A 16,126-nucleotide genomic window follows, 5' to 3' on the forward strand; every position below is an offset into this window, starting at 1 on the left:
CGAGCGGAGTGGAGCCTGACGTGCGAGAGCAGGTGGACTAGACCACTACTGGGGTCGGCTGTCAACCCTGCGCGTGCGTCATTGACGCTATGTGTTGCTCATTTCTGACGCGAACGGGCTTCGTCTCTTCAGGTTGGCGCAGCGCGATTCTTGACCGGGCGTCACATGCCGCCCTAGCGTCGCCTGACATCGGACATGTGATGTCCCGTCTGATTCCAGGCCCGAGGAGACCGCATGCGCATCCGCCGGCTCGGTACAGCAGCCCTGCTCACCCTCGCCGTCGCCCTGCTGCCGGCGCCGGCCCGCGCCGCACCCACGGCAGGCACTCCCGCCCCCGCGGCAGCCACTCCCGCCGCCGTCCCGGCCGCCGGCACGCCGGCGCTCACCCGGACCGACCTCGCCACCCGCGGCACGAACGGCTACCCCCAGTACCGCATCCCGGCGCTGGCGGTCACCGGCCGGGGCACGCTCCTGGCGGCGTACGACGGCAGGCCCGGCATGGCCGACCTGCCCAGCGCCATCACCGACCTGGTCCGGCGCAGCACCGACGGCGGCCGCACCTGGACCGCGCAGCAGGTCGTGCGCACCGGCCCGGTGCCGCAGGGCTTCGGCGACCCCAGCCTGCTCGTCGACCGCCGCACCGGCCGGATCCTGCTGTTCTACGCGGCCTCCGTCAACCAGGGCTTCGCCGGCTCGCACACCGGCAACGACCCCGACGACCCGAACGTGCTGCAGGCCGACTACAGCTACTCCGACGACGACGGCGTCACCTGGCACGCGCGGCGGATCACCGCGCAGATCAAGGACCCCGCGTGGAAGGGCATGTTCGCCGCCTCAGGCCAGGGCATCCAGCTCACCACGGGACCGTACGCGGGCCGCCTGATCCAGCAGTACGTCGTCGGCGCCGGCGGCGGCAACTACGCCGTGAGCGCCTACAGCGACGACGACGGCGACACCTGGCACATGGGCACTCCCGTCGGCCCGGGCATGGACGAGAACAAGACCGTGCAGCTGGCGGACGGTTCGGTGATGCTCAACGTCCGCGCCGCGCCGCACCGCCTCGTGGCCCTGTCGCACGACGGCGGCGTCACCTACACCGCGCCGCAACCGGACCCCGCGCAGACCGACCCCGGCGACAACGGCTCGATCATCCGCTACGCGCCCGACGCCCCGGCGAGCGACCCGCGGGCCCACTGGCTGCTGCTGTCGCACACCGACGACCCCTCCGTCCGGCGCGACCTGACCGTCCGGATGTCCTGCGACGACGGCAGGACGTGGCCGGTCTCCCGCGTCGTCGAGCCGGAGAGCTCCGCCTACTCGACGCTCGCCACCCTGCCCGACGGGCGGGTCGGCCTGTTCTACGAGCGCGCCGGCTACCAGCACATGACGTACGCGTCGTTCGGCCTGGACTGGCTGGGCGGGGTGTGCGCCCCGCTGGCGGTCGGCACCCAGCCGCTGACCGCCGGCGCCACCGGCCTGGTGCAGGTGACGGTGACCAACCAGGCGGCCACCCCGCTGGCCGCCGGCACCCTCACGCTGGACGTCCCCGCCGGCTGGACCGCCGGCACGGTCCGCGTCCCCGCGCTGCCGCGCGGCGCCCGGACGCAGGTGGACGTGCCGGTCACGCCCGCCGGGACCGCGGGCGGCCAGGTGGCGCTGACCGCCGAGTACACCGTCGAGGCACGCCACTCCAGCACGCAGGCGACGGTTTCCGTGACGGCCGCCCAGGACGCGCCCGCCGCGCCCGGCCTGAGCGTGCAGAGCACCCTCGACCACCTCACCGCGGCCGGCCGCCCCGGGGTGCTCGACGACGTGGCCACCTACTGGACCCGGGTGCGCAACACCGGCAACACCCCGCTCTCCGACGTCACCGTGACCGGCACCATGGACGGCCTGCCGGCCTGCCACTACAGCAGCCTCGCCGCCGGGCAGTCCTACGTCTGCCGCTCCAGCACCCGCACCGTCACCGTCGACGACGTGGCCGCCGGCTCCTTCACCCCGCGGCTGACCGTCCGCGCCACCGCGCCCGACGGCAGCGCCACCACGGCGAGCGGCTCCGGCGAGCGGCTGGACACCGCGGCCGCGCCCGCACCCGGCGGCCCGCAGACCGTGCCGAGCCTGCGCCGGTGGAGCGCGGGCCAGGGCGACTGGACGGCGGACGCCGGCACCCGGATCGTGATCGACCCGCAGGACGCGCAGACCCTCGCGGCGACCGCCGCGACGTTCGCGGCCGACCTGAGGACCGAGACCGGACGGACGATCCCGGTCGCCGTCGGCCAGGCGCGCGCCGGGGACATCGCGCTCACCACGGCCGCCGACGACCCGCAGCTGGGCACCGAGGGCTACCGTCTCGACATCGGATCCACCGTCCGCATCGCCGCGCCCGCCACCGCCGGCGTCTTCTACGGCACCCAGACCGTCGAGCAGCTCCTCAAGGCCGACCCGCACCGCGCCTCCCTGCCGCGCGGCACCGCGCAGGACTGGCCGGCCACCGGCGAGCGGTCGCAGATGCTCGACGTGGGACGGAAGTTCTTCCCGCTCGCCTACCTGGAGCAGCAGATCCGCCGGATGGCCTGGCAGAAGCTCAACACCTTCCACCTGCACTTCTCCGACTGGGAGGGCTTCCGCATCCAGGTGCCGCAGTTCCCCGGCCTCGCCTCGGCGCAGTCCTACTCGCCGGCCGACCTGCGCGCACTGCAGGACTACGCCGCGCGGTACCACGTCACCGTCGTCCCGGAGATCGACCTCCCCGGGCACGCCAACGCCATCACCGCCTACGACCCGTCACTGCGCTTCGCCTGCCCGTCCATGGACCAGGCGGCCTGGGCCGGCGGCGAGAAGGGCGGCTGGACGCTCGACGTCACCAAGCCGCACACCCGGCAGTTCATCCACGACCTGCTCGCCGCCGTCGTGCCGATGTTCGACAGCAAGGTGATCCACGTCGGCGGCGACGAGGTCGGCCTCGACCCGGCCAAGAACGCCTGTCCCGAACTCGTCGACTACGCCAAGGCGCGCGGGTTCCCGTACACCGAGGACGTGTTCGTCGACGAACTGAACGCCGTCGACGACCAGTTGCGCGCGCTCGGCAGGACCACCGAGGCGTGGGAGTGGTGGAACCAGTACGGGCAGCGGTCCAGCATCGCCCCGAACCGGGACATCGTGCTGGAGGACTACGTCGACTCCGACGCCACCGCGCTCGCCGCGCAGGGCTACACCGTCGTCTCCGCGCCCGAACCCGTGCTGTACGTGAGCCCGGGATTCGGCCGCAAGCTCGGCAGTTACGGCTACGTGGACATCGAACACGCCTACGAGCACTACGCGTTCGCCGCCGCGCCCAACCTGGCGGGCTACGAGGTCGCCCGCTGGTCGGACGGCGCGGAGGACCAGGCGCCGGCCTGGTTCGACTTCTTCGCCGAGCGGCCGCTGCAGGTGCTGGCCGAACGCACCTGGGGCGGGCCCCTGTCGCCCACCGTCTGGGAGTTCCTCGCCCGCGCCGACGCCGTGGGCGGACCGCCCGGCTCGCCCGGCGGCGCGCTGACCGCGGTGCCGAAGGCCGGCATCGGCATCGCCTCGGTCGACAGCCAGGAGACCGCCGCCGAGTACGCGGCCGCGGCGAACGTCCTCGACGACGACCCGTACACCATCTGGCACACCGCCTACAGCGGCGGCGTCGCGCCCCTGCCCCACCAGGTCACCCTCGACCTGCACGGCGCGTACCGGCTGGCCGGGCTGGACTACCTGCCCCGGCAGGACGGCGGTGTCAACGGCCGTGTGGCGGACTACCGGATCGAGGTCAGCGACGACGGCACGGCGTGGACCACCGCGGCCGCCGGCACGTTCGCCGACGACCAGACCGCGAAGCGGGTGGAGTTCACGGCGGTGTCGGCACGGTACGTGCGCTTCTCCGCCACCTCCGCCGCGAACGGGCAGCCGTTCACCAGCGCCGCCGAACTCACCCTGCTGCAGGCACCCGCGCCCGGGGTGCCCGGTGCCTGACCCGGCGGCGGACCGGGGCTGAGCGGGCGCGGACCGCCGGGCCGGCGGAGATTTCCGCCGGCCCGGCGGACGCTCAGTACAGGGCGGCGAGCAGGTCCCTGGCGTTCCCCTTCAGCACCGGCGCGTTCGCCGTGCCGTTGGACTGCGTCCCGACCAGCTCCACCGGGACGCCGCCGGTGCCGGTCACGGTCAGGTTGGACAGCGTGCAGCCGGACAGCAGCCACCGGGTGCCCAGCAGGTCCGTCCCGTGCACATCGGAGTACCAGAGCGTGTTGCCGGTGAACGTCGGCGGCAGCACGCCGTCGACGACCACGCCGCTGCCCGGGTCCTGCGGCGTCCCGCCGATCGCGAACGCCGCGCCGGCGCTCCACAGTTGCCGGGCGCCGCCGCCGGAGTGGTTGAAGGTGTTGCCCACCAGCGAACCGTGCGACCAGTTGTCGGCGGTGAGACTGCCGTAGGGGCTCGTCGCGGCGAAGGAGTAGTAGGCGCCGTAGCAGCCGACGACGCTGTTGTCGTTGACGGTCCAGTTGCCGGAGGAGTTCCAGATCGCCAGCCGGCAGTACGAGAGGCTGTTGCCGGTGAACATCGAGTACTCGCTGCGGTCCGCCATGGAGACGCCGAAGTAGCAGGCGTGGAAGGCGTTTCCCTGGAGCTTCACCCGGTAGGCGAAGTAGTCGTCGGCCGGCGAGCCGTTCACGGTGACGCCCGCGCCCCGCCAGTAGGTGAAATCGCAGTTGTCCACCCGGACGTCGGTGCTGCGGCTGACGGCCAGGCCGACGTGCGAGGCGACCTGCGCGGTGCCGAGCGGACTCGCCGGCTGCCCGAGGAGGACGAGGTTCGACAGGGTGACGCCGCTGCGGCCGGTCACGCGCAGTGCGCCGCCCGTGGCGTCGGCGACGGTCACGGTGGCGCCGTTGCCGGCGATCAGGCAGCCGTCGGGCAGTTCCACGGGGCCGTCGAGCGTGTACGTCGCCCCCGGAACCAGCTGCACCCGGGGGTGCGCGGCCAGTGCGGCGGCCCAGTCCTCGCCGACCTGAAGGACCGGCAGCCCGCCCGCCGCGGTGACGGCCCCGGCCGGCCGCTCCACGGCCAGCACGCCCGCTGCCGCCGTCGCCCCGACCGCTCCGACCGCCCCGAGCCCCGCGAGGGCGCGTCGCCTGCTGAACAGTCCCTGATCCTGTGCGGGTGCCATACGGCTCCCTTCTAGTGATCTGACATCAGATGTCTAGCGGGATGGAACCGTAACCGCCCCCGCCCCCACCGTCAATGCACCCTGCGCCGGCCCCTCTTCCGCCCGCACCGGCCGGGTGCGCGCGGGCGGCAGGGCGCCGAACTGTGTCGGCGCCCTGCCCAGGTCCCCGCGCGGGGGCGCGGCACGGGAGGAGGGGTCAGTGTGCGGCCGGGCCGCTCACGGGGCGGGCGTGTTGGCGATCTCCAGGCCGTCGAACGTGGCGTAGGAGCCGGAGAGTTTGGTGACGGTGATCGTGTGGACTCCCGCCGGGAGCGGGCCGCTGCTGTACACGGCCGCGTCGGCGTGGCGCTCGCCGTCGGCCGGCACCGTGCTGACCACGACGGCCGGGTGGCCGTCGATCGAGACGCCGATGTCGCCCTGGTCGGTGTACATCTCGCCGAACACGGTGACCCCGGTGCCGATGAAGGTCGAGGTCAGGGAGTTGCCGTCCGTCGTGGTGTAGTGGACGTCGTCGTCGAGGTCGCCGAAGCCCCGGTTGTCCAGGTAGTCCCAGCCGGAGTAGGCGATCGAGGCGTCGGTGTCGTTGATGCGGGCCGCGGCCGGCGGGGTGCCGACGTAGACCAGCACGGACGACGCCTTGGAGGCGACACCGGCGGCATCGGACTGGACGGCGGTCACGCTGCGCTGCCCGGGCCCGGTGGCGGTCAGCGTGCACGTCCAGGCGCCGTCGGAGCCGGCCTGGGCGGTGCACGACGCGTCATCGGTGCTCTCGGTCACCTTCACCGTGTTGCCGGCAACCGCCGTGCCGCGCACGGCGAACGACGCCGCCAGTCCGGTGGTGCCGTTCGCCGGCGACGTGATCGCGGGGCGCGGCACGTAGGGGCCCACGGTGACGTCCGTGCCGTCCGCCCCGGCGGGGACGGTGGCGATCAGGAAGCCGGGCGAGACGAACCGGACCGCGTGCGCCTGCTGCCCGCCGAAGTACACCGGGGTGGCCGGCGTGAACCCGGCGCCCGCGATCAGCACCTGGTCGGTGGCGGAGCCGGCGGACTCCGGCGCGGGCGCGGAGACGTAGCTCGTGCGCAGCGGGACGGCGCCGGCCAGAGCGTGGTGGGCGCCGGTGACGCCCGCGTTCGCCAGGACGCCGGTGGGGATGTCGCCGGGGCCGGGGGAGGCGGGGATGGTGGTGTTGCCGCTGATCTGCGAGTCCACCGGCCCGTTGCAGATGTAGTAACCCGCGGAGTCGGAGAACCAGTTGCCGGTGACCCGGAAGTGCCCGGTGGACGAGCAGCCGCCCTGCGCGCCGATCGAGGCCAGCGCGTGGAACTCGACGTTGCCGCTGAAGCTGATCCACTCCGAACCGGCGTCGTCGTAGAAGGCGTTGTAGCGCGAGCCGTCGTTGTAGACAACGTTGCCAGTCACGTGCAGGCCGTTGGCGAGCGTCGCGACGGGGTCGAGCGTGCCGTCCGCGGCGTACACGTACTGGGCCTGGTGGCCCTCCATGTAGATCGCGCCGCCGTCGTCCAGGACCTGCATGACGTCGAAGATCAGGTTGTCGCTGATCGTGTTGTCGGCGTTGATGTTGGTGGAGTTCTGCGGGTGGGACGCGTCGTCGACGTGGCCCTGGATCACGCCGGCGGTGATGCCGGTGTAGGGCAGGTCGTACAGCTCGTTGTGGCTGATCGTGGTGTGCCGGGTGAACAGCAGCGTGATGCCGCAGGCCGAGCGGTAGTCGGTGCCCACGTCGTGGATCACGTTGTCGGTGACCGTGGTGTGGTCCAGGATCTCGTTGTCGCCGCCCGTGTCACCGCGGACCAGGGCCGGGTCGGGGGTGCAGTTCGCCTGGATCACCGAGGCCGGCGTCTCGGCCGGCGTCGGGTCGTAGGTGCAGCCCAGGGACAGCGCGGTGGACGCGATGGCGGTGAACTCGTTGCCGTCGACGGTGTTGTGGGTGCCGCCGTACATGAAGCTCAGGCCGGCACCGCCGAGGTTCACGAAGCGGTTGCCGGTGATCGACACCCGGCTCGCCCCGCTGAAGGCGACGTTGGCGAGCGGCTGGGTGAGCGCTCCCCACGGGCAGCTGCCGGCCGGGTCGGAGAAGGTGCACAGGCCCTGGTTGGTCGCGCCGGTGCGGCGCAGGTTGCTCTGCACGTCGGCGAAGCCCGTGGGCAGCGAGGGGCCGTTCCAGGTGGCGTAGGAGAACTGCAGCCCGGTGAGGGTGATGTCGTGCAGCGGCCGGGCGAGGCTCCCCGCGCCCTCCACCAGCTTCTCCAGACGCGGGAGTTCGACGTCGATGCCGGTCATCTTCCGCCCGGCCGCCGGGGCGTACCGCAGGGTGGAGGAGGCGGGGTCGAGGTACCACTGGCCGGGAGCCAGCAGGCCCGGCGCGTTCTGGATCGTGGCGGGCAGCTGCGAGGTGGACATCGACGGCAGGCCGCCGGTGCCCTGGCTGAAGGGCGCGATGTCGGTGACGTTGCGCCAGCACGGCTGGTCCATCACCAGGGTGCTGCCCGACAGCGAGGCGACGCCGCACTTGGAGTCCGTCCACGCGCCGTTGCCGGCCGGGTAGTCGAACTCGACGCGGGACAGTTCGGCGGGCGTCAGGCTCGCGAACCAGGCTTTCGCGGCGGGGTCGTCGCCCAGGTCGTAGCCGGTGGCAGAGCCGGACCACTTGCCGGAGAAGTGCAGTGACTGCGGGGTGGCCTGCGCGACGGGGGCTTCCTTGCCGTCGACGTAGAGCTGCCGGCTGGCGCTGCCGTGCGGGATGTGGGCCGACCACACGCCCGTGTGCCCCACTTCCTGCCAGCCCTGCACCCGGGTCGCACCGGAGATCACCGGGTGCGCGCCGGGTGCTGCCTCCCACACGACGGGATGGCCGGGCGTGCCCGAGTCCTGCGCACCGAACGTCCAGGTACTGCCCAACCGGTAGGTGCCGTCGAGGAGTTCGACCGTGGCTCCGGCGGGCTTGCTCCCCTGCTGCAGCGTGCGCACCGCCGCCTGCGCGGTGGCAAGGGAGCAGGGGTTGTTCGTGGCGCAGGCGCCGCCCTTGCCGTCAGGCGCCGCCCACAGCACCGCGCCCGGCGAGCCGTCGCCCGCGGCCTGTGCCGGGCCTGCCGTGATGCCCAGCGCGCCCGCCCCCGCCAGGCCGAGGGCCACCACTGGGCCGAGGATTCTGCATGCTGACGCCATCCATTTCATGTGTGCTCCGGGAACGTTGCTCCCGCGGGCTCACCCGCAGGGAGACCGAGACATCCGATGACTGCCGAAGCCTGACAGTCGCCTGTGGCCACGTCAACGGGTAGAACGGCTCCGGCGTCAGAACGGATGACATCGGTGTCAAGAAAAATGGATCGGATGTCTTCGTGGTGTGGAAGTGAACCGTGGGGCGCGCCGCCCTGGCCGCTCCGGGACCGGGGCCGGCGCCCGTGCCGCGGCCGCGCCGCTGCCTCACCGGGCGGCGCCCAGGTGGGAGGCTGGGAGGGTGAAGGGCCGGTGGCTCCGGCGCCCAGCAGGCACGGGTACCGGGCCGGACGGGCGTGCCGGCCGGAGTACGCGGCCTTGAGGAGGTCGGTATGCCAACCGTGACGATTCCCCGGGAGATCCACGAGCAGGAGGCCGTGGCGGCGCTCAGCCGCCAGCTGGGCAGCGGGTACACGGTCGAGCCGCTCCAGCGCGAGGACAAGGAGGGCGCGACGGTCCGGCACGGCGTGATGTCGTACGCCACCGTCCGCCTGAGCCCGGAGGGCTCCGGGACGAAGGTCCGGGTGCACGGGGGCGGCCTCATCATCAGCCGCCTCGTCAACGAGATGGGCATCGCACGGACCGTCGCGTCCGCGGCGCGCGACGCGTTGGACCCGGGTGCGGCCGGCCAGACCTGCTCGCGGTGAACGACCGGGCGCCACCGCCGCCACCAGGGCCGCCAGGCGGCCGCCCGCCCTGCCCGACCGCCCCGCCCTGCCGCCCCGCCCTGCCCGGCCGCGCGGCGTGTCCGCTCCCGCGACCCGTCAGGGCGCCGTGACCGGCTTCTCCCAGACCGACACGTGCCGGGCGCTGTCCTCGGTGAAGGGCCGGCGCGTCCAGCCGTCCCAGCGGTCGCGCAGCCGCAGGCCGGCGAGTCGGGCCATGAGGTCCAGCTCCGCGGGCCAGACGTAGCGGAACGGCGTCGAGTGCACCTCGCCGCGGCCGTCCGGTGTGACCGTGACGTAGTGGCAGGTCGCGTCCTGGGTGACGGTGTCGTACGTGGTGTACGCCCACTCGGTCGGACCGGTGCTGAACGGCACGATGTTCTGTCCGGCCGGGATCCTGCGCAGTTCGGGGACCATCACCTCGATCACGAAGCAGCCCCCGGGGGCGAGGTGTTCGGCCGCGTTGCGGAAGCAGGCGACCTGGGCGTCCTGGGTCGTCAGGTTCATGATGGTGTTGAAGACCAGGTAGGCGAGGGAGAACCGCCCGCCGGCGGTCGTGTCCACCTTGGTGGTGGCGAAGTCGCCGATGGAGACGCCGATCTCCTCGCCGCCGGGCTTGGCCCGCAGGCGGGCCGTCATGGCCCGGGACAGGTCGATGCCGTGGACCGGGACGCCCCGCCGCGCGAGCGGCAACGCGACGCGCCCGGTGCCGATGCCCAGTTCGAGCGCCCTTCCGCCGTCGGCCAGTTCCGCCAGGAGGTCCACGGTCCGCTCGATGGTGTCCGGCTGGAACTCGGAACCCGCCGACTGGTCGTAGTGGCGTGCCACCCGTTCTCCGAAGTACCCGTCTTCATCGGTCACCGGCGGACCGTACCGCGGCAGCCGGCGGGGATGCCGGGATTTTCCGGGCCGGCCGCACGGCCCCCGGCGCCGCACGCGAGGGCCGTGCGGCCGGCGCGGGCAGCTCGCGCGCGGGCGGCGAAAAACAGGTGGCGGGTGCCGGACCCGCGCGTTATGGTTCCCGTGTTCGCAGCCGCACGGCTGCGTGCGTCGGCTGTCGACTGACCAGGGAGGTGTGACCCGATGGCTGTCTTTGCGATGGGTAATGCCCGCAACCAGAAGCTCGTGTCGTTCACCCCCGTGGTCTCCGGCTGACCTCACTCTCACCTTCGTGCCGCGCCGTTCGCGCGGATGCCGGGGCCACCCTTGTGAAGGGTCTCCCCTTGTCTTTCTCTTTTCGTGATGCCTCCTCGCACGCGCTCGTCCCGTTCGGCTGGGACGACGTGTGGGAGGCGGAGTTCGCCCCGTTCGCCGCGCAGGGACTGGTGCCCGGGCGGGTGGTGCGGGTGGACCGCAACGCGTGCGACCTGTTCACCCCGGACGGGCCGGTGCGTGCGGACACCGCGTTCGTGATGCCGCATGACCCGATGCGCGTCGTGTGCACCGGGGACTGGGCGGCCGTCGACCCGGCAGGCGCGGACCCCCGGTTCGTCCGGTCCCTGCTGCCGCGCCGCAGCCAGTTCATCCGCTCGACCTCCTCCAAGAGGTCCGAGGGCCAGGTCCTGGCGGCCAACGTCGACCACGCGGTCGTCTGCGTCTCGCTGGCGGCCGAGCTGGATCTGGGCCGGCTGGAGCGTTTCCTGTCGCTGGCCTGGGAGAGCGGCGCCGAACCGCTGGTCGTGCTGACCAAGGCCGACCTGGTGCCCGACGTCACCTACCTGCTGGCCGACGCGGAGACGGCGGCGCCCGGTGTGCAGGTGGTGGTGGCCTCCGCGGCCACCGGCGAAGGGCTCGACGTGCTCGCGGACGTCCTCGGCGGCGGCACCTCGGTGCTCCTCGGCCAGTCCGGCGCCGGCAAGTCCACGCTGACCAACGCCCTGACGGGCCGGGAGGCGCAGGAGGTGCAGGCCATCCGGGACGCCGACGGCAAGGGCCGGCACACCACCACGACCCGCGACATGCTGCCGCTGCCGGACGGAGGCGTCCTCATCGACACGCCCGGCCTGCGCGGCGTCGGGCTGTGGGACGCCGAGTCCGGGGTCGCCCAGGTCTTCTCGGAGATCGAGGAACTCGCCGCCGACTGCCGGTTCCAGGACTGCTCCCACCAGTCGGAGCCGGGCTGCGCGGTGCTGGCCGCGCTGGAGGACGGCACCCTGCCGCACCGGCGGCTGGACAGCTACCGCAAGTTGCTGCGGGAGAACGCCTGGATCGCCTCCCGCACCGACCAGCGGCTGCGCGCGGAAATGCGGCGCGAGTGGAAGCAGCGCTCCGCCGCGGGACGGGAGATGTACGAGCGCAAGCGCGGCGGAGGTGGCGGCCACCGCCGCGTCTACTGACGGCCGGCCGCCGGGCCCGGCGGCCCGGCGGCCCCAACTGCCGCCGTCCGGCGGCCCTTCCTGCTCGTCCCGCTCGTCCCGCTCGTCCGGATCACCCGGCGCCGCCCCGCCGATCCTGGCGGCGCCGGACCCCGATCGGGCTGCCGGCACTCCAGAACGACCCCACGACGCAGGCAACCACGAGCGCGACGATCACGATTCCGAGAATCACGCTGTAGGCCATGTCGAAACCTCCTCGCATCCGGGCGGCCTTCACCGCACCCTCACGTTCGCTTCCTGACCGTGACCTTCCCGTTGCCTGCCGTTTCCAACCTGGCGCGGGGGTGCGGATGTCGGATCATGCGACGGTGAGATGCCGGTATGCGGGCCACATGTGAGGGTCCGTCACCGCGGATCGTGCCCGGGCCGTGCCGGAGCCGGCCTAGGCGGAGGCCCGCACCACCAGCCGGGTCGGCGTGATGATCGAGGACAGCGGGGCACCGTCCTGCCGTTCCGCCCCGGGCGCGACCCGGCGCAGCAGCAGACGGGCCATCATCCGGCCCATCTCCTCGATGTCCTGGCGGATCGTGGTCAGCGGCGGGTCGGTCCACTCCGCGACCGAGACGATGTCGTCGAAGCCCACCACGGCGACGTCCTCCGGTACCCGCCGCCCGTGCGTCCGCAGCACCCGCAGCGCGCCCGACGCCATCACGTCCGACGCCGCGAACACCCCGTCCAGGTCCGGGCAGCGCTCCAGCAGCTCCGTCATCGCCCGCGCGCCGCCCTCCGGCGTGAAGTCGCCCTCGGCGATCATCGACGGGTCCGCGTCCGGCAGCGCGTCGCGGAAGCCGTCGCGCCGGTCGACCGAGGCGGTCTGGTCCAGCGGGCCGGCGATGTGCGCGATCCGGCGCCGCCCGAGGCCCAGCAGATGCCGCACCGCCTCCCGCGCGCCGCCCCGGTTGTCGCAGTCCACGTAGAGGGTGTCCGCGTCGGACCAGCCGGGCCGCCCGCCGATCACCGTCGGCACCCCGGCCCGGCGGGCGAGCACCGGCAGGGTGTCGTCGTCGTGCAGCGAGAAGAGCAGTGCGCCGTCCACGTGGCCGCCGGCCAGATAGCGGCCCACCCGCTCGTAGTCCGCCGCGCCCTCGGTGAGCAGCAGCACCAACTGGTTGTCGTGCGTGGTCAGTTCCTTGCTGATGCCGCGCACCTGCTGGGTCAGGAACGGGTCCGAGAAGAAGCGGGTCTCCGGCTCGGCGACGACCACGGCGATGGCGTCGTTGCGCCGGGTCACCAGGGTGCGGGCAGCCTGGTTCGGCACGTAGCCCAGCTCGTCGACCGCGCGCCGCACCCGTTCCGCCAGCGGCGCGCGCACGCCCTCGCTGCCGTTGACCACCCGGGACGCGGTCGCCCGCGAGACGCCGGCCCGCGCGGCGACGGCCTCCAGAGTGGGACGGGGCGCGAGGCTCGGGTCGGACAACGGAGGGCTCCTTCGCGCGCGGATAACAGAAATTCAGCCGCCAATTTCTCGACACGCACAGCGTATCCGGTCACGGGGCCGTTGGTGAGAGCGCTCTCTGACCTGATTTCGCAGTTCTCGCGCCCCTGCCACCCCTCCCGCCCCCTCCGTCCCGACGGGTCCTACGACCAGCGGCCCGGTCCCGTCCGTCCCGCCGTCTGGTTCCGGCGCCCGATGCCGCGGCCCGCGCCGGGTGTGAGGCTGAGGACATGACGACGACAGACGGCACTCCAGGCGGCGAACGGAACCGGGCGGCGGGCGGGGGGCGCACCGTGCTGACCGAGGGCGAACTGGCCTACCTGCGCGGGCAGCGCCTCGGCCGGCTGGCCACGGTCGACCGGCACGGGCGCCCGCAGGCCAATCCGGTGGGCTTCTTCCTCCGTGACGACGGCGGCGTGGACATCGGCGGCTGGCAGATGGGCGCCTCGCGCAAATGGCGGAACATCGGAGGCAACCCGTACGTGTCGCTGGTCGTGGACGACGTGGCCTCGGTCGACCCGTGGAAGGTGCGCGGCGTGGAGATCCGCGGCGTCGCCGAGCAGGTGGAGGGGCCGCACGAGTACGGGTCCTACCTGAGCGAGCAGCTGATCAGGATCCGGCCGTACAAGATCTTCGGGTGGGGCATCGACGAGTAGCCCGGGCCGGGCGGTGGTTCGGGTGGTCCGGACGGTCGGTGGGCTCGGAGTGCTCGGGTTGTTCGGGTTGTTCGGGTTGTTCGGTGGGCTCGGCTCGCCCGGGAGTGCTGCTCGGCCGGTCCGCGAGCCACGGTCCGGCCCTTCAGCCCGGCCCTTCAGCCGGCGATCACCGCGCCCAGCCACGCGCCCGTCACCAGCAGACACGCCATCAGCTCGACCAGGACCGACCCGCCGACCGCCCGCATGGCCCGGCGGGTCGCGGCCCACGCCGTGCGGTGGCCGCCGCCCAGCCGCACCCGCTCGCGCGCGTACAGCGAGCCGACGAAGCCCAGCACCCCGCCGATCACCGGCACCACGAAGAACCCGGCGATGCCCCAGGCACCCGCGGTGATCACGTTCCGCCAGCTCACCCCGGAGTCACGGATCCGGCGGGCCGGCATCAGCCACACCACCACCTGCCCCAGCGCCAGCACCCCCGTCGCGGCGGCCAGGACGCCCCAGGTCAGACCGGTGTGGCGGAGCGTCGCCCACCACAGCAGCGCCGCCCAGACCAGCAACGTGCCCGGTACGCCGGGGGCCGACACGCCCACGAGGCCGAGCAGCATCACCGCGCCGATCAGGCACTCCTGTGCGGTCCCCATGAAGGCCACCCTGCCCGAATCCGGTCCGCTCCGCCGCCCGGCGGAGGTGTTCGCGACCGGGGCGTTATACGAGCCCGGGGCACGCACGGGGCACTCGCCGCATCACGGGAGATCCCGGGCCTCCCGGCGTCCCGGTCACGGCGGATCCCCGGCCGTCCGGAGCCGTCCAGACCCGTGCCGCACGGCTTGCGGCCGTTCCAAGCCGTGCCCCCGGGCCTCGCGCCCGTCCCCAGCCGTGCCCCGGGCCTCGTGGCCCCGCGCTGTCACGGGTGGTCCCGGGCCACCCAGCCGCGCTCGTACGCCTGCCAGCCCAGCTGCAGCCGGGTCGTCACGTCGGCGATCTCCATCAGCCGCTTGACGCGGCGCTGCACGGTCCGCAGGCCCAGGTCGAGCTGCTTGGCCGCCGAGGCGTCGGTCAGCCCCGCCAGCAGCAGGGAGAGGATCTGCAGGTCGGTGTCGTCGGGCGCCTCGGGCGGCTCCTCGGTGAAGACACCGGGCGCGCCCAGCCGCAGCGGCATCGCCTGCCGCCACACCCCCTCGAACAGGCCCATCAGCGACTCCAGCAGGCCGCTGGCGTGCACCACCAGCGCGGCCGGCTGGGCGGCGCGCCGGGTCAGCGGCACCATCGCCACCGAGCGGTCGGCGACCACGAGCTTGGTCGGCACCCGGTCGACCACCCGCACCTGCTCGTCGCGGCCGAGCGCGGCGGACAGCTCGGCGATGCTGTTCGGATGGGTGATCACGTCGCGCTCCAGGACCACCCGGAACGTCACCCCGCGCCCGGCGGCGTCCTCCTCGGCCTCGTTCTCCATCCCGCTGACCGCCATCGGCTTGTCGGTCACCAGCGCGCACACCTCGGACTCCGCGCCGAACTGGAGCTGCAGGAAGCGCTGCGCGACCGCCTTGGCCCCGGTCACCACCTCCAGCAGGTCGTGCACCGCGGGTTCGGTGGCCTCCGCCCGGAACTCCTCGGCCAGCACCGCCGCGGCCAGCTCCGCCTGCTCCAGGGCGTGCCGCTGGCGGGTGAGCAGCGCGGACAGCGCGACGGAGGGCGGCGCGGCCACCCACCGGCCCGGCCGGGCCGACGACTGCGCGACCAGGCCGTGCACCTCCAGCCGGCGCAGCAGCCGCGCGGTGTCGTCCTCGGTGAGGCCGAGCCGGTTGGCCAGGTCACCGGCGTCCGCCGCGCCCACGCCGACCAGCGCGCGGTACGCACCCTCCTGCGCGTCGTCCAGACCGATGGCACTGAGCACCGATCGTCCCCCCTCAGATACGTTCGCCTGCGTGTTCACTCGTGGCGGCGTGATCATATGTACGCCGGGTGGCGGGAAAGAGCCACGGCGGGTTCCCGCCGTGGTCATCTTCTCCTCCCGGCAGTCCGCCGTGCCAGTGTGAACGGCACCGGCTCCGCACGGCACGGCCTGCACGTGGCGCTCAGCACGCGGAGCCGGCACCGGGCGGCCCCTGGCTGTGGGGGCGGGGGCCGGCCCCGGCGTTTCGCGTTTCCTGACGCGCCGTCCGGTGGACAATAAGGGCATGAGCCAGCAGGGCGACCCGCACCGCAGTCAAGAAGACGACTGGTGGCGGCAGTTGTACGACGAGGACGCCGCCTCGCCCGCGCCGGGAGCCGCACGAGGCGGGAACGGCCGGTCGATCGACGAGCATTTCGACTCCGCGGTCGACGCGGTGTCGCCGCCGCCTCCGCCGCGGACCGAGACGATGCGGCTGCGCCGGCCCACACCGCCGCCTCCGCCTCCCTCCTGGCCGCGGCCCACCCGCAACGCGCCGCCCGCGCCGCGGGATCCCGAGGCCACGTCGGGCGCGGCCCCGCCTCCGACGGGGGTGCCCCCGCAAGCGGGGGAGCGGTACGGGGAGCCCGACGCGCCGCCATCTCCCGCGTCTCCGTACGGCCCCGGTGGCCCGGCC

Annotated in this window: 11 protein-coding genes; 4 read left to right on the forward strand and 7 right to left on the reverse strand. The window is 73.4% G+C overall.

Features of this window, described 5'->3' with window-relative positions:
• Positions 1-234 precede the first annotated feature (234 nt).
• On the forward strand, positions 235-3,996 hold the full coding sequence (locus ACH4TG_RS33175; protein WP_398246335.1) for a family 20 glycosylhydrolase: 3,762 nt from the start codon (positions 235-237) through the stop codon (positions 3,994-3,996).
• 73 nt (positions 3,997-4,069) lie between these two features.
• Here the strand turns inward: ACH4TG_RS33175 and ACH4TG_RS33180 are convergent, their stop codons facing one another.
• Entirely contained in the window at positions 4,070-5,188 is a 1,119-nt protein-coding gene (locus ACH4TG_RS33180) for a right-handed parallel beta-helix repeat-containing protein (protein ID WP_398246336.1), read from the reverse strand.
• 216 nt (positions 5,189-5,404) lie between these two features.
• A complete protein-coding gene (locus ACH4TG_RS33185; RefSeq protein ID WP_398246337.1) occupies positions 5,405-8,347 on the reverse strand; it encodes an Ig-like domain-containing protein in 2,943 nt (980 codons plus the stop codon).
• Positions 8,348-8,760: 413 nt separating this feature from the next.
• Here ACH4TG_RS33185 and ACH4TG_RS33190 point away from each other — a divergent pair, with 413 nt between their 5' ends.
• Complete coding sequence (locus ACH4TG_RS33190) at positions 8,761-9,075, forward strand: hypothetical protein (RefSeq protein ID WP_398246338.1); 315 nt, start codon at positions 8,761-8,763, stop codon at positions 9,073-9,075.
• Positions 9,076-9,192: 117 nt separating this feature from the next.
• Here ACH4TG_RS33190 and ACH4TG_RS33195 read toward each other — a convergent pair whose 3' ends face one another.
• Positions 9,193-9,954: a class I SAM-dependent DNA methyltransferase gene (locus tag ACH4TG_RS33195; RefSeq protein ID WP_398246339.1), complete on the reverse strand. Its 762-nt coding sequence runs from the start codon at positions 9,952-9,954 to the stop codon at positions 9,193-9,195.
• Between the two features lie 362 nt (positions 9,955-10,316).
• Between ACH4TG_RS33195 and rsgA the strand changes: the two genes are divergently transcribed.
• Entirely contained in the window at positions 10,317-11,429 is a 1,113-nt protein-coding gene (gene rsgA / locus ACH4TG_RS33200; RefSeq protein WP_398246340.1) for a ribosome small subunit-dependent GTPase A, read from the forward strand.
• 91 nt (positions 11,430-11,520) lie between these two features.
• Here rsgA and ACH4TG_RS33205 read toward each other — a convergent pair whose 3' ends face one another.
• Together ACH4TG_RS33205 and ACH4TG_RS33210 are read right to left on the reverse strand one after the other, a co-directional pair.
• Positions 11,521-11,652, reverse strand: coding sequence for a hypothetical protein (locus ACH4TG_RS33205; protein ID WP_398246341.1), 132 nt, complete (start codon positions 11,650-11,652; stop codon positions 11,521-11,523).
• Between the two features lie 198 nt (positions 11,653-11,850).
• Entirely contained in the window at positions 11,851-12,885 is a 1,035-nt protein-coding gene (locus tag ACH4TG_RS33210; RefSeq protein ID WP_398246342.1) for a LacI family DNA-binding transcriptional regulator, read from the reverse strand.
• Between the two features lie 248 nt (positions 12,886-13,133).
• On the opposite strand from ACH4TG_RS33210, the gene ACH4TG_RS33215 reads away from it, so the two are divergent.
• Positions 13,134-13,559, forward strand: a complete 426-nt coding sequence (locus ACH4TG_RS33215; protein WP_398246343.1) for a PPOX class F420-dependent oxidoreductase — start codon at positions 13,134-13,136, stop codon at positions 13,557-13,559.
• Between the two features lie 155 nt (positions 13,560-13,714).
• Here the strand turns inward: ACH4TG_RS33215 and ACH4TG_RS33220 are convergent, their stop codons facing one another.
• Both ACH4TG_RS33220 and ACH4TG_RS33225 read right to left on the reverse strand, forming a co-directional pair.
• Positions 13,715-14,200, reverse strand: coding sequence for a DUF456 domain-containing protein (locus tag ACH4TG_RS33220; RefSeq protein WP_398246344.1), 486 nt, complete (start codon positions 14,198-14,200; stop codon positions 13,715-13,717).
• A gap of 263 nt (positions 14,201-14,463) precedes the next feature.
• Positions 14,464-15,453 (reverse strand): helix-turn-helix domain-containing protein, encoded by a 990-nt coding sequence (locus tag ACH4TG_RS33225; RefSeq protein WP_398246345.1) that lies wholly within the window; start codon positions 15,451-15,453, stop codon positions 14,464-14,466.
• Positions 15,454-16,126: the final 673 nt, after the last annotated feature.

Source organism: Streptomyces sp. NPDC020917 (assembly GCF_044333795.1).
GTDB lineage: Bacteria > Actinomycetota > Actinomycetes > Streptomycetales > Streptomycetaceae > Actinacidiphila.